Origin of the sequence: Microbulbifer yueqingensis (assembly GCF_900100355.1) — a bacterium.
Lineage (GTDB): Bacteria > Pseudomonadota > Gammaproteobacteria > Pseudomonadales > Cellvibrionaceae > Microbulbifer > Microbulbifer yueqingensis.
Genome location: NZ_FNFH01000001.1, coordinates 554,735 through 568,760, shown reverse-complemented (window position 1 = coordinate 568,760; position 14,026 = coordinate 554,735). Strand labels below are relative to the sequence as shown.

General features: G+C 64.2%; 11 protein-coding genes. All 11 read left to right on the top strand.

Going from position 1 to position 14,026, the window contains the following annotated elements:
• Window positions 1-27: 27 nt before the first annotated feature.
• Window positions 28-1,344, top strand: a complete 1,317-nt coding sequence (locus BLT26_RS02495; protein ID WP_217631357.1) for an ATP-grasp domain-containing protein — start codon at window positions 28-30, stop codon at window positions 1,342-1,344.
• The gene (locus tag BLT26_RS02490; protein ID WP_217631356.1) at window positions 1,341-3,365 is read left to right on the top strand and encodes a CocE/NonD family hydrolase; all 2,025 of its coding nucleotides are present in this window, start codon (window positions 1,341-1,343) and stop codon (window positions 3,363-3,365) included. Before BLT26_RS02495 ends, BLT26_RS02490 begins: the two co-directional genes overlap by 4 nt.
• Window positions 3,366-3,896: 531 nt before the next feature.
• A complete protein-coding gene (mraZ, locus tag BLT26_RS02485) occupies window positions 3,897-4,340 on the top strand; it encodes a division/cell wall cluster transcriptional repressor MraZ (RefSeq protein WP_091507712.1) in 444 nt (147 codons plus the stop codon).
• A gap of 20 nt (window positions 4,341-4,360) precedes the next feature.
• Window positions 4,361-5,284 carry a 16S rRNA (cytosine(1402)-N(4))-methyltransferase RsmH gene (gene rsmH / locus BLT26_RS02480; RefSeq protein ID WP_091507708.1) on the top strand — a complete coding sequence of 308 codons (924 nt, stop codon included), beginning with the start codon at window positions 4,361-4,363 and terminating at the stop codon, window positions 5,282-5,284.
• Window positions 5,284-5,559, top strand: coding sequence for a cell division protein FtsL (ftsL, locus tag BLT26_RS02475; RefSeq protein ID WP_091507704.1), 276 nt, complete (start codon window positions 5,284-5,286; stop codon window positions 5,557-5,559). The genes rsmH and ftsL overlap by 1 nt, the downstream gene beginning before the upstream one ends.
• 83 nt (window positions 5,560-5,642) lie before the next feature.
• Window positions 5,643-7,400: a peptidoglycan D,D-transpeptidase FtsI family protein gene (locus tag BLT26_RS02470; protein ID WP_091507701.1), complete on the top strand. Its 1,758-nt coding sequence runs from the start codon at window positions 5,643-5,645 to the stop codon at window positions 7,398-7,400.
• 17 nt (window positions 7,401-7,417) lie between these two features.
• Window positions 7,418-8,902, top strand: coding sequence for a UDP-N-acetylmuramoyl-L-alanyl-D-glutamate--2,6-diaminopimelate ligase (locus tag BLT26_RS02465; RefSeq protein ID WP_245720556.1), 1,485 nt, complete (start codon window positions 7,418-7,420; stop codon window positions 8,900-8,902).
• On the top strand, window positions 8,899-10,284 hold the full coding sequence (locus BLT26_RS02460; protein WP_091507694.1) for a UDP-N-acetylmuramoyl-tripeptide--D-alanyl-D-alanine ligase: 1,386 nt from the start codon (window positions 8,899-8,901) through the stop codon (window positions 10,282-10,284). Before BLT26_RS02465 ends, BLT26_RS02460 begins: the two co-directional genes overlap by 4 nt.
• The gene (gene mraY, locus BLT26_RS02455; RefSeq protein ID WP_091507691.1) at window positions 10,284-11,369 is read left to right on the top strand and encodes a phospho-N-acetylmuramoyl-pentapeptide-transferase; all 1,086 of its coding nucleotides are present in this window, start codon (window positions 10,284-10,286) and stop codon (window positions 11,367-11,369) included. Before BLT26_RS02460 ends, mraY begins: the two co-directional genes overlap by 1 nt.
• 10 nt (window positions 11,370-11,379) lie before the next feature.
• Window positions 11,380-12,795, top strand: a complete 1,416-nt coding sequence (gene murD, locus BLT26_RS02450; protein ID WP_091507687.1) for a UDP-N-acetylmuramoyl-L-alanine--D-glutamate ligase — start codon at window positions 11,380-11,382, stop codon at window positions 12,793-12,795.
• Entirely contained in the window at window positions 12,792-14,021 is a 1,230-nt protein-coding gene (gene ftsW / locus BLT26_RS02445; RefSeq protein WP_091507684.1) for a putative lipid II flippase FtsW, read from the top strand. Before murD ends, ftsW begins: the two co-directional genes overlap by 4 nt.
• Window positions 14,022-14,026 lie beyond the last annotated feature (5 nt).

The following is a 14,026-nucleotide window of genomic DNA, read 5'->3' as shown; positions in this document are numbered from 1 at the left end:
GCGCAACCAGTGAAGGGAGAGGCGGGCGTGACGACCCATGTCTTTGTCATCGGCCTGGATGATTTCAACCGCCGGCAGCTGCAGACCATTCGCGGTGCGGACCAGTGTGCCTTCCACAACCTGCTGCCCTACGAGATGGTGGTGGATCCCGAGGAGTATCCCATCGAGGAAATGATCGAGCGGGGACGGCGGGAGCTGGCTGAGGCCGGGGTGCCGGTGGACGCCATTATCGGCCACTGGGATTTCCCCACCACCGCGCTGCTGGCCATCTTTCGCCGTGATCACGGCCTTCCCGGTCCCAGCCTCGCCGCCAACCTGATCGCCGAACACAAGTACTGGAGCCGGCTGCGCCAGCAGCGGGTGATTCCCGACCATATCCCCGCCTTCCAGAGCCTGGACCCCTTCGATCCACAGGCGGAGGGAAGGGTGGAGCTGGATTTTCCCTTCTGGATCAAGCCGGCGATCGGCTTCTCTTCCCAGATGGTCTACCGCGTCGCGGACGCGCGCGAACTGCACATCGCCCTGGAGGGCCTGCGGCGCGGGATCCGCCGTTTCGGCGCCCCCTTTGCCCACCTGCTGGAGCTGGCGCCGCTGCCGGACGATATCCCTCGCCAGGTGGATGCCCACTACTGTGTACTGGAGAAGCCCATCGGCGGCTGGCAGTGCACGCTGGAAGGCTATATCCAGCAGGGGAAGGTGACCGTGTATGGAACGGTGGATTCGATCCGGGGCGGACCCCTGGGTTCTTCCCTGCTCCGTTATGAGTTCCCGTCCGAACTGCCTGACGGGGTCCGTGCCCGGATGGTGGAAATCACCGAGCGGACTATTCCCGCCCTGGAGCTGGACAATACGCCCTTCAACGTCGAGTACTTCTGGGATCGGGAAACCGACCGGATCTGGTTGCTGGAGGTCAACAGTCGCATCTCCAAGTCCCACTGCCCCCTGTTCGTGGACGTCTGCGGTGCCTCCCACCACGAGGTGGCGGTGGATATCGCCATGGGCCACCGCCCCGAGTTTCCGCGGTGGGAGGGACGCTACCGCGCTTCCACCAAGTTCATGCTGCGCCGCTTCGAGGATGGCGTCGTCACCCGGGTTCCCTCCGCGGCTGAACTCGCCGCGCTGGAGGCAGAATTTCCGGGCACGCGCATCCTGATGGAGGTGGGGGAGGGGGACCGCCTGTCGGAGCTGCGTGGCCAGGAGGTTTACAGCTATGAGGTGGGGGTGATCTTCATGGGCGGCAACGACCACCGGGAACTCGAGGCCCGCTACCGCGAGCTGGTGGCGCGGCTGCCGCTCGAATTCGGGCCGCCGCCGCGCAGCATCCGGGAGGGAGGCAGGCATTGAACATCATCGATCCCCTGCCGCGGCCGGTGCGCGAAACCGAGCACGCCTGGATCCCCATCAGTGACGGCACACGGCTGGCGGCCAGGATCTGGATGCCAGACGATGCGGTATCGGCGCCGGTGCCGGCCATCCTCGAATATATTCCCTACCGCCGGCGCGACAACACCCGGGCGCGGGACGACATCATGCACCCCTGGTTTGCCGCCCAGGGTTATGCCTGCGTGCGGGTGGACCTCCGCGGCAGCGGGGATTCGGAGGGGGTGCTGGAAGACGAGTACCTGCAGCGGGAGCTGGACGACGGGGTCGAGATCATCCGGTGGATTGCCGCACAGGACTGGTGCGATGGCAATGTGGGGATGATCGGTATTTCCTGGGGCGGCTTCAACGGCCTGCAGATTGCGGCGCTCAGGCCGCCCGAACTCAAGGCGGTGGTGAGCGTCGCCTCCACCGACGATCGCTTTGCAGACGACGTGCACCATATGGGTGGCTGCCTGCTCGGGGACAATCTCTCGTGGGCTTCCACCATGTTCGGCTTCAACTCCCTGCCGCCGGACCCTGAGGTCGTGGGCGACCGGTGGCGCGACATGTGGTTCCAGCGGCTGCAGGGCAGTGGCCTGTGGCTGGAAAAGTGGCTGCGTCACCAGCGCCGTGACAGCTACTGGCAACACGGCTCGGTGTGTGAGGACTGGGATGCCATCCAGTGCCCGGTGATGGCCGTGTCCGGCTGGGCCGACGGCTACACCAATTCCGTATTCCGCCTGTTGGCCAATCTTCGCGTGCCGCGCCTGGGCCTGGTGGGGCCCTGGAGCCACAAGTACCCCCACCTGGGAATCCCCGGTCCCGCGATCGGTTTCCTGCAGGAATGCCTGCGCTGGTGGGACAAGTGGCTGAAGGGAATCGAGACCGGGATCATGGATGAGCCGATGCTACGGGCCTGGATGCAGGACTACCAGCCTCCCATCACCTTTTACAAAGAGCGGCCGGGCCGCTGGGTGGGGGAGCGCCAGTGGCCATCGCCGCAGATTCATGAGCGCTCGCTGGTGCTGGCCCGCCCTGGCTCGCTGGAGTGGTCCCCGGCCCAGGTAGATGAGGCGGCGATAAGCATCCAGTCCCCCCTGTCGGTGGGGCTTTTCGCCGGCAAGTGGTGTTCCTACGCCGCCACCCCGGACCTGCCGCACGACCAGCGGGAGGAAGACGGCGGTGCGCTGGTATTTGATTCGCCCCGGTTGAAGGGGCCGCTGGAGATTCTCGGCGCCGTGCGACTGGAGCTGGAAATCGCCGCCAGCCGGCCGGTGGCGATGCTGGCGGTGCGCCTGTCCGATGTCGCTCCTGACGACAAGGCGACGCGGGTAACCTATGGCCTGCTCAACCTGACGCATCGCGATGGGCCGGAGGATCCCCGCCCCCTGGAGCCCGGCAAGCACTACCGGGTAGAGCTGGCCCTCAATGACATCGCGCACGCCTTCCCCGCAGGCAACCGCCTGCGGCTGTCCATATCCACCTCCTATTTCCCCCTCGCCTGGCCCGCGCCCGAGCCGGTCCGGCTTACCCTCTTTACCGGTACCAGCCGCATGGTGCTGCCCGAGAGGCCGCGCCGCGACGCCGAGGACCGTGCCATCAGTTTCCCGCCGCCCGAGGGAGCCCGTCCGCTGCCGGTACGCAGGATGCAATCGGGCCAGCACAAGTGGCGCGTGATCCGCGACCTGGAGACCGACATCTCCACACTCGAAGTGACCAACGATGACGGCGAGGTTCACATTGAACCGGTAGGCCTGGACATGCAGCGCAGGGCCATGGAGTGGTACAGCTACCAGGGTTACGACTACAGCTCGCCGAAAGGGGAGACCCTGTGGGAGTGGGGCTTCCGCCGCGGCGACTGGCAGGTACGTACGGTGACCCGCACTGTGCTCGATTCCACGCCTTCCCATTTCCGTATCCACGCCGAACTGGATGCCTATGAGGGCGGCAAGCGCGTCTATTCCGATAACTGGGATGTGGAAATACCCCGCGACCTGGTTTAAGCGGCTGACGTACAACGGACTCGCGGCGCCCGTGGCCCGGGCGCCTCCGCCCGAAGAAGGCTCCTTTCTATTTACCTGTCCTGATTATCTCTCCTAACTGTGTCGAGCCGTGCGCCAGTACTCCGCTTTGGCGTATGATCCAACAAAATGGTGTAAGTGTTCGCTAACCGCGGTGGGGCAAAATTTAATCTTTGAAACTTAAAGTGGTCTCTTAAGTGCAAAAAGTAAGTGCTTGCTTCCGCTCCCAATTCTGCCGCCAAATTCTGTGCTTTTTTTGATCGGCCTGTCTGCAGGCCGCGAAATTACTGGCATTTCACGGCGTTTTACTTTCGATTTCCTTGACTTTAAGCAAGCCAGATTTATAGTGTCGAGGGTGGAGAAAAGTGGAAATTTGTGGGTTTTGGTGGTTTCCTCGTGTGAGTGAGTGGGTATTTACACCGCGGCGAGGAAAACTGCGCAAATTTCCGTCGATAACAACGATCAAATAAATAGGGCTTTCGCGGGTGGTTCTACCGCGCACCTGGAACCAAAGTGTATTTAGGCAGCCACGCAATCAATATGGACGCGAAAGGGCGTCTGGCGATTCCGGCGCGGGTCAGGGACACGCTGCTGGAGGATTGTGGTGGGCGCCTGGTGGTGACTGCCCACACGGAAGAGCGGTGCCTGCTGGTCTACCCCGAGCCCCAGTGGCAGGAGATCCTGCCCAAGATCGAATCCCTGTCCAGTTTCAATAAGGTGGCGCGTCGCGCCCAGCGGCTGTTGATCGGTTACGCCTGCGAGCTGCAGGTGGACGGTAACGGCCGTGTGCTCATTCCGCCGACCCTGCGGGAATACGCCGGGCTGGAAAAGAAGCTGATGCTGGTGGGGCAGGGCAAGAAACTCGAGCTGTGGAGCGAGGAGGGCTGGATGGCCTGGATCGACGACAGCGAGGGCGATGGCGAGATGCCGGAGGAAATGGCCTCGCTGTCACTGTAAATCGATAAGGAGAGAACCGGGTGTCGCAAGAATTGCATCGCAGTGTGTTGTTACGCGAGGCCGTGGACGCCCTGGTTACGGATCCGGGCGGTTTTTACATTGACGGTACTTTCGGTCGCGGCGGCCACAGTGCGGCGATCCTGGAAAAACTGGATGCCCACGGTCGCCTGCTGGCGATCGACAAGGACCCGCAGGCGGTGGAGTTCGCCCGCGAGCGCTTTGGCAACGAGCAGCGCCTCGAAATCTGGCACGGTTCCTTCGCCGAAATGGATAGTGCCGCTGCGGATCGGCGAGGCAGTGTGAGCGGCATCCTGCTGGACCTGGGGGTGTCGTCCCCGCAGCTGGACCAGGCCGAGCGCGGTTTCAGCTTTATGCAGGACGGGCCGCTGGATATGCGCATGGACACCAGTCGCGGCATGAGCGCCGCCGATTGGGTGAACAGCGAGTCCGAGGCGGAGATGGCGCGGGTCTTCAAGGAATACGGCGAGGAGCGATTCGCCCGCCGGATGGCGGCAGCGATTGTGCGGCGCCGGGCGGAGAAGCCGTTCGAGCGCACCCTCGACCTGGCGGAGGTGGTCAAGGCGGCCAACCCGGCCTGGGAGAAGGGCAAGCATCCGGCCACCCGGGTCTTCCAGGCGATCCGTATCCATATCAACGGCGAGCTGGAAGACCTGCAGCGGGCCCTGGATGCGGCGATGGACCTGCTTGCGCCCGCCGGTCGCCTGGTGGTGATCAGTTTCCATTCGCTGGAGGACCGCATGGTGAAGCGGTTTATCCGCGACAAGGAGCGCGGCCCGAAGCTGCCGCGCGGGCTGCCGGTAATGGACAGCCAGATAGAGAAGACCCTGCGCGCCGTGGGTAAGGCGGTCAAGGCCGAGGCGCAGGAGCTGGGCGACAACGTGCGCTCACGCAGCGCCGTGATGCGGGTGGCGGAGAAACTGTGATGAACAACCGGCGCATGGTGATTGTGGTGTTCCTGTGGGTGGCGACGCTGGTCTCCGCCCTGGGCGTGGTGCACACCACCCAGCGCAGCCGGGCGCTCACCGCCGAGCTGGTGAAGGCGCAGAAGCAGCGCGATGAATTGCGCTACGAACAGGAACGACTGCTGCTGGAGCGGGGCGCCTGGTCGGCCTATAGCCGGATAGAGCGCGTGGCGCGCGAGCAGCTACAGATGCGCGCGCCAGCGTCGGGCGAACGGGTAATCATCACCGAACAATAAAAAGTAGTGATCCGGCGACAGAACCGGAAAGCCGGCCACAGGGCCGGTTCGAAAATAGAAAAAATATACGTACAGGGAGCCTTATGGGCGCGGTGAAAAAACAGCAAACACAGCCGGGTATCAGCCGCTGGCGCTTCGCGCTGGTGGCGGTGCTGCTGTGCCTGCTTGCGCTCGCCCTGGTGTTGCACCTGGCGCGGCTGCAGGTGCTGCCCGAAGCCGAGCGGGGCTACCGGTTCCTGCAGGACCAGGGGCGGGCCCGGACCATCCGCACCGAGGAACTTGCCGCCTACCGTGGCGCCATTACCGATCGCCACGGCGAGCTGCTGGCCGTGAGCACCCCGGTGCACAGCCTGTGGGCCAACCCGCAGCTGCTGCGTGAGGCCAGCGCCCCGGAGTTGCGTGAGCTGGCGGGCGCCCTGGGCATCAAGCCCGCCACGCTGGCGAAGCGGCTGGACAAGTACCGGCACAAGGAATTCATGTACTTGCGACGCCACCTGGCGCCGGAGCAGGCGGACAGCGTGCTGGCGCTGGATATCGCCGGTGTGTACAGCAAGAAGGAATATCGCCGTTTTTACCCCGCCGGGGAGGTAGTGGCGCAGCTGGTGGGCTTTACCAATATCGATGACCGGGGCCAGGAGGGGCTGGAACTGGCCTACAACGACTGGCTTACCGGCGAGCCCGGCAGCCAGCAGGTGGTCAAGGACCTGAAGGGCCGCGTGGTGCGGGACCTGGCGACCCAGCGTGAGGCCCGTCCCGGGCGGGATTTGCGTCTGAGCATCGACATGCGGCTGCAGTATCTGGCCTATCGTGAATTGAAGCGTGCAGTGACCGAAAACGGTGCCGCCTCGGGCTTTATGGTGGTGCTCGACACTCGCAGTGGCGACGTGCTGGCGATGGCAAACCAGCCGTCTTTCAACCCCAATAACCGCGCCGGGGTAAAGGCGGCCGCCATGCGCAACCGGGCGCTGATCGACCAGTTCGAGCCGGGCTCCACCGTCAAGCCGATTACGGCGCTGGCGGCGCTGGAAACCGGCCGCTACCAGCCGCATACGCCCATCGATACCAGCCCGGGCTATATCCGCCTGCCGGGCAAGACCCTGGTGGACCCGGTGAATTACGGCCAGATCGACCTGACACGGGTAATCACCAAGTCAAGCCAGGTGGGGATCACGAAAATCGCCATGGATCTGGAACCAAATTCCCTGCGGGAACTCTTTTACCGCCTGGGACTGGGTGAAGCGGTCGGCAGCGGGTTCCCGGGGGAGGCAGCGGGCGTATTGCCCAGCCGCAGTCGCTGGCACCCCATCGAGCGGGCCAATTTCGCCTTCGGCTACGGGCTGACGGTGAACGCCGTACAGCTGGCGCAGGCCTACAGTGTGCTGGCAAACGCCGGGCTCAAGCGCCCGGTTTCGCTGGTTCTGGCCGATCGGAAAAGCAGCGACGCGGAGCGGGTGGTCGAAGAGCCCCTGGCCCGGGAAGTCACTGCCATGCTCGAGACCGTAATCGGCGCCGACGGTACCGGCAAGCGCGCAGCCGTGGACGGTTATCGCGTCGCAGGCAAGACCGGCACCGTGCACAAGGTGGGTAGCGAAGGCTATGTAGACAACCGTTACCGCTCGGTCTTCGCCGGTTTCATCCCGGCAGACAATCCGAGGCTCGCGGCGGTAGTGGTGATCGACGACCCCACGCACGCCAAGTATTACGGCGGTGAAGTGGCTGCCCCGGTATTCGGGAAGGTGATGGCCGGCGCCATGCGACTCATGCAGGTGCCGCCGGAGAAAATCGAATCTGCTGAACGCCAGTTGGCTGTGCAGTTGAGCGAGAGAGGTAACAAGTCGTGACTCAGCGCGGGCAGAGTGTGAGAAAAGTTTCGCTGCGGCAGCTGGTGCCCGGCTATGCGGGCATTCCCGATGTCGAGGTCAGCGGTGTCGCGCTGGACAGCCGCCTGGTCACGCCCGGCGACCTGTTTATGGCCCTGCCGGGATTCGTGGTGGACGGGCGCGAGTATATCGACAGCGCCATCGCTGCCGGTGCCGGCGCGGTCCTGGCCGATGGCGACATCATCCGCACCGAGACCCGCGAGGGAGTCGAGATCGCCTATGTGCCCGGCCTGGCAAAGCGCGTAGGCGAAATCGCCGCGCGTTTTTACGACCAGCCGACCGAGTCCATGTACCTGGTGGGCGTTACCGGCACCAACGGCAAGTCCACCTGTGCCTACCTGGCAGCGCAGCTTCTCGCGCGGCATTTTGGCAAGGCCGCGGTGATGGGCACCATTGGCAACGGCATCTGGCAGGACGATGAGATCGAGCTGGAAGAGACCGGCCTGACCACCCCCGACCCGGTCCGCCTGCAGGCGGATTACGCCGAGTTTCGCGATCGCGGCGTCGGCGCCGCGGCGATGGAAGTTTCCTCGCACGCGCTGGCCCAGGGGCGGGTGCACGGGCTGGTATTCGACACGGCCATTTTTACCAACCTCTCGCGCGACCACCTGGACTATCACGGCAATATGGCCGCCTACGGCGCCGCCAAGGAGAAGCTGTTCGGGCTGCCGAAGCTCAAGCGCGGGATCATCAACCTGGACGATCCTTTCGGGGCGCAGCTGATCGAGCGCTGCAAGCTGCGCAACCTGAAAGTCATTTCATACGGCCTGCAGGCCGGCGACCTGCACGTTACCGACCTCAAACGCGATGACGGTGGCTTCTCTGTGCAGCTCTCCACGCCCTGGGGCAGCGGTGAGCTCAAGGCGCCGCTTATCGGTGATTTCAACATCCACAATGCGCTGGCGGTGGTCGCCGCCGTGGCCGCTGCCGGCGTGCCACTGGAGCAAATCCTGGCTGAATTCCCCTCGATAAAGCCGGTGCCCGGCCGCATGGAGCGGGTGGTGGCCGGCGATGGCGAGGTGAGTGTGCTGGTGGATTACGCCCACACGCCGGAGGCATTGCGCGCGGCCCTGGCAGCGGCACGCCCCTATTGCCGCGGGCGGCTCTGGTGCGTATTCGGCTGTGGTGGCGATCGCGATACCGGCAAGCGCGCGCCGATGGGGCGCATCGCGTCCGAAATGGCGGATCGCGCCATCGTCACCAGCGACAACCCGCGCAGTGAGGATCCGCAGAAAATCATCGAGGATATTCTCGAGGGTGCGGCCAGCAATATCGAGGTGGAAGCAGACCGCGCTGCGGCCATCAGGCGTGCGGTGATGGCCGCGGCCCCGGGCGATATCGTCCTTATTGCGGGCAAGGGGCACGAGGATTACCAGATCATCGGCTCCGAGAAGATTCACTTCTGCGACCGCGAGCAGTCAGCGCGGGCGCTCGAGCAGCGTGCCGCGGGGGAGTCGCCATGATTGCACCGCTTACCCTGGAGCAGTTGCAGCAACGTTTCGGCGGCGAGCTGGCCAACGGCTCGGTGGAATTCGACCGCGTCTGCACCGATACCCGCAAGCTCGATGCCGATGCGATTTTTGTGGCGCTGGTGGGCGAGTCATTTGATGCACACGACTTTGCCGCTGACCTCGAGGGCAAGGTGCTGGGCCTGGTGGTGCAGCGCCGCATCGAGGGTTGCACGCTGCCGCAGTGGATCGTGGGAGACACCACCGTGGCGCTGGGACAGATCGGCCTGTTGTGCCGCGAGCAGTTCAGCGGGCCGGTGATTGCAATTACCGGTTCCTGCGGCAAGACCACGGTGAAGGAAATGCTGGCGGCGATTTTCGGCCAGCGTCATACGCCCTGTGTAACCCAGGGCAACCTGAACAACCAGTTCGGCGTGCCCATGACCCTGTTTGGCCTGGGACCCGAACACGATGTGCTGATTCTCGAGATGGGCGCCAATGGGCCCGACGATATCGGCTACCTGTGCGGGATCGGCAGGCCGCGGGTCACTGCGGTGAACAATGTGAAGCCGGCCCATGTTGAGGGCTTTGGTTCGGTGGCCGGCATTGCGGCTGCCAAGGGACAGATTTACACGAGCCTCGAGCCGGGCAGTACGGCGGTGATCAATGCGGATGACGAGTTCGCCGATTACTGGTTACGCAACATGCCCGATGATGTGGAAACCCTGCGTGTCGGCCTGGGCCTGGACTGCGCAATTTGCGCCGAGAATATCGAGGTGGGTGGCGACGGCTGTCCCTCCTTTGACCTGGTGATCGAGGGCGTGGCCCACCCGGTGCAGTTGCGGCTGATGGGTGAGCACAATGTGCACAATGCACTGGTGGCGGCCGGCTGTGCCTTCGCCTCGGGTATCCCGGCCGCAGAAATCGCTTCCGGGCTCGCCCTTGCCGGTAGCGTTGCCGGGCGATTGCAGTTGCTGCGCGGGCGAGCCGGCGAGACCGTGATCGATGACAGCTACAACGCCAACCCGGGATCGGTGGCGGCCGCCATCGACCTGCTGGCACAGCGGCCGGGCAGGAAGATCCTGGTGCTGGGGGATATGGCCGAGCTGGGCGCTGACGCCGAGGCCATGCACCGGCAGATGGGTGAACTTGCGGCCGAGCGCGGCCTGGACGGGCTCTACACTTTCGGCCCGCTGGGCGCCGCGGCGGTGGAGGCATTTGCAGCCGCTGCCGGCGGCAGTGCCCACGGCTTTAGCGAGCGCAGCAGCCTGGTGGCCGCGCTGGAAAATGATTTGACTGAAGATACCACGGTGCTGGTAAAGGGTTCCCGCAGTGCCCGTATGGAAGAAGTGGTACGGGCTCTGACAGACACCGGAAACGGGAAAGGGGATAACTGATGCTGCTCTGGCTGGCAGAACTGCTACAACCACACATGAGCGCCTTCGCGGTGTTCAACTACCTCACGGTCCGCGCCATCCTGGGTGCACTGACGGCGCTCGGGATGTCACTGCTGGTCGGCCCGCGCATGATCTCGTGGCTGAATCGCCTGCAGGTAGGCCAGGCCGTCCGCGACGACGGTCCGCAGACACACCTCAGCAAGTCGGGGACCCCGACCATGGGCGGTACCCTGATCCTTGCGTCGATCTTCACGGGCGCACTGCTCTGGTCTGACCTGACCAATCGCTATGTATGGGTGGTATTGCTGGTGACCTTTGTTTTTGGCGCGGTGGGTTTTGTCGATGACTACAAGAAGGTCGTGGAGAAGAACCCGCGCGGCCTGATTGCCCGCTGGAAATATTTCTGGCAGTCGGTGGCCGGCCTGGGCGCCGCTATTTATCTCTATTTCAGTGCCACCAGCCCGGCCGAGACACAGTTCTTCGTGCCCTTTTTCAAGGACGTGATCTTCGACCTGGGCCCGGTTTTCTTTATTGCGCTCACCTACTTCGTGATCGTGGGGACCAGCAACGCGGTCAACCTGACCGACGGGCTCGACGGGCTGGCAATCATGCCCACGGTGATGGTCGGCGGCGCGCTCGGGCTTATCGCTTACCTGTGCGGCCACGTGGAATTTGCCGAGTACCTGCATATCCCCTCGATCAGCGGTGCGGGGGAGCTGGCGGTGTTCTGTGCCGCGCTCGGAGGGGCGGGACTCGGGTTCCTGTGGTTCAACACTTACCCGGCCCAGGTATTCATGGGTGATGTTGGGGCCCTCGCACTCGGCGCCGCGCTGGGGGTGATTGCAGTCATCACCCGGCATGAGATCGTGCTCTTCATCATGGGGGGCGTATTCGTCATGGAGACGGTGTCGGTGATCCTGCAGGTGGCCTCTTTCAAGCTGACCGGCAAGCGGATTTTCCGCATGGCCCCCTTGCATCACCACTTTGAACTGAAAGGCTGGCCGGAACCGCGCGTCATCGTGCGCTTCTGGATTATTACCGTAGTACTGGTGCTCGCCGGACTGGCGACGCTGAAACTGCGCTGAGAAAAGATCAATGACGCTGATTGCGACCTCGGAGAGAAAAGTCGTTGTGGGGATGGGCGCTACCGGCCAATCGGTGGTGCGCTACCTGCTGCGTAACGGCTCAATCCCTGTCGTCGTGGACAGCCGGGCCCAGCCGCCGGGCCTGGAAGATTTCCGTGCGGCGTTTCCGGAGGTCCCGGTGGAGACCGGGGACCTCAACAGCGGAACCCTGCTCGCCGCCAGCGAGATCGTGGCCAGCCCCGGGGTTGCCCTGAGCGAGCCGGCGCTGCAGCAGGCCGCCGCGGCGGGTATCCCGATCGTGGGGGATATCGAGCTGTTCGCTCGCGAACTGGCGGCGCTCGACCGGGCCCCCAGGGTCATTGCCATTACCGGTTCCAATGGCAAGAGCACTGTTACCACGCTGGTGGGCCTGATGGCAGAGCAAGCCGGCATTGACGTGCGCGTAGGGGGAAACATCGGCGTGCCGGTACTGGACCTGCTCGAGCCCTCCGCGGAACAGGGCCAGGCCCTGCCGGAGCTGTTCGTGCTCGAGCTGTCCAGTTTCCAGCTGGAGACCACCAGTTCACTGGCGCCGGAGGTGGCGACCATCCTTAACCTGAGCGCGGACCATATGGACCGCTACCCGGACATGGCGGCTTACCACCGCGCCAAGCAACGCATCTACCGCAATGCCCGTCAGCTGGTGGTCAACCGGGCCGACCCGCTGACCCGTGGGCCGTTGTCGCGGGACAGCCGCGAGTGGAGTTTCGGGCTGGACCGGCCGGACCTGCAGCAATTCGGGCTGCTGCCTGATGGCAGCGGTAACGATGACGAACACCTCTGGCTGGCCCAAGGCCACCAGAAGCTGCTCCCGGTGAGCGAGCTGGCCATGGTGGGAAGTCACAACACCGCCAATGCGCTGGCTGCACTGGCACTGGGCCACGCCGCCGGACTACCGATGGCGGCCATGCTCGCGGTCCTGGGTAATTTCCGTGGCCTCCCGCACCGTTGCGAACGGGTGGCGGACGCCGGGGGCGTCACCTTTGTAAACGATTCCAAGGGCACCAACGTGGGCGCCACCCGCGCGGCGCTCGATGGCCTGGCAAGCGGCAGCCACAAGATCGTGCTAATTGCCGGTGGCGATGGCAAGGGAGCGGATTTCTCTCCGCTGGCGGAGTCGGCCGGTGCCCTGCGCGCGCTGGTTACCATCGGCGTCGATGGAGAGCGCATCGCTGAGGTGTTCAGCGGCCGTGTGACTACCGAGCGGGCAGGGGATATGGATGCGGCGGTACGTATGGCCCGGACACATGCCCAGTCCGGCGATTACGTGCTGCTGTCGCCGGCGTGCGCCAGTTTCGATATGTATCGCAACTTCGAAATGCGCGGGGAGGATTTCCGTCGCACAGTTCACGAGCAGGTCGGCGATGCCGCCGGGGGTGCGTCATGAGCCGGCTCCAGCAGAGCGCCGGGCAGATGCCCGAGAGCAGCCTGGACTGGGTGCTGCCATTCTGCGTGCTGGCGCTGGCCAGCATTGGCGTGGTGATGGTGGGCTCGGCCTCGATCGCGTTTGCCGCCGACCTCTACGGCGATCCCTGGTATTTCCTCAAGCGCCACCTGGTGTTTCTGGGGCTCGGTGCCGTAGTCGCACTGGTGGTGAGCCAGGTGTCCCTGTCGGCCTGGTCGCGCTTGTCGTGGCCGTTGCTGCTGTTCTCCTGCCTGCTGTTGCTGGCGGTGCTGGTGCCGGGCGTGGGGCGCGAAGTGAATGGAAGCCGCCGGTGGCTGGTTTTTGGGCCAATCACTGTGCAGCCGGCAGAAGTGGCAAAGTTCTGCCTGCTGATTTTCTTTGCCAGCTTCCTGACGCGCCGCAACCAGCAGTTGCGCCACTGGAGCAGTTTCATGATTCCGGTGGTCATCCTGGGCCTGGTGGCGCTGCTGCTGTTGATGCAGCCCGACTTCGGCTCTGTAGTAGTGATTTCGGGCACGGTGCTGGCGATGGTATTTCTCGCCGGGGCCCGCCTGCCGCACACATTTTTGCTGGTGGGACTGGCGGCCAGTGCACTGGCGCTCCTGGCGATGCTGAGTCCCTACCGGCTGCAGCGACTGAGTACTTTCCTGGATCCGTGGGGCGACCAGTTTGCCAGCGGTTACCAGCTCACCCAGTCTTTGATCGCATTCGGCCGCGGCGAACTGTTTGGTGTGGGACTGGGCAATAGCGTGCAGAAACTCTTTTACCTGCCAGAGGCCCACACGGATTTCATCTTTGCGATCCTGTCCGAGGAGTGGGGCATGGTCGGGGGGCTGGTGGTGATCGGCCTGTTCGGGCTGATGACCTTTGCCCTGCTGCGGCTGGTGCGCGAGGCACTGGCGCGGCAGAAGGTTTTTGCCGCGCTACTGGCCTTCGGCATTGCGGTACTGCTGGCCGGGCAGGCATTCGTGAATATGGGCGTGGCTTCCGGCCTGTTGCCGACCAAGGGGCTGACCCTGCCGTTCGTGAGTTCCGGAGGCAGCAGCCTGGTTGTCTGCTGCGCACTGTTTGCACTGGCGTTGCGCGTGCAGGCGGAACTGCGCGGTGAGGAAGAACAGGAACATTCAGCAGTGGCGAAGATTCGCCACCTGCCAATTTTCAATCCGCTCCAGCTGGGCGACCGGGATATGAAAGGGGAGGCGGCGTGACTACA

Excerpts from the sequence above, each read along its gene's own strand:
- ftsL (WP_091507704.1), top strand. The coding sequence starts at position 5,284 with ATGAACAACCGGCGCATGGTGATTGTGGTGTTCCTGTGGGTGGCGACG.
- BLT26_RS02470 (WP_091507701.1), top strand. The coding sequence starts at position 5,643 with ATGGGCGCGGTGAAAAAACAGCAAACACAGCCGGGTATCAGCCGCTGG.
- BLT26_RS02460 (WP_091507694.1), top strand. The coding sequence starts at position 8,899 with ATGATTGCACCGCTTACCCTGGAGCAGTTGCAGCAACGTTTCGGCGGC.
- mraY (WP_091507691.1), top strand. The coding sequence starts at position 10,284 with ATGCTGCTCTGGCTGGCAGAACTGCTACAACCACACATGAGCGCCTTC.
- murD (WP_091507687.1), top strand. The coding sequence starts at position 11,380 with ATGACGCTGATTGCGACCTCGGAGAGAAAAGTCGTTGTGGGGATGGGC.
- ftsW (WP_091507684.1), top strand. The coding sequence starts at position 12,792 with ATGAGCCGGCTCCAGCAGAGCGCCGGGCAGATGCCCGAGAGCAGCCTG.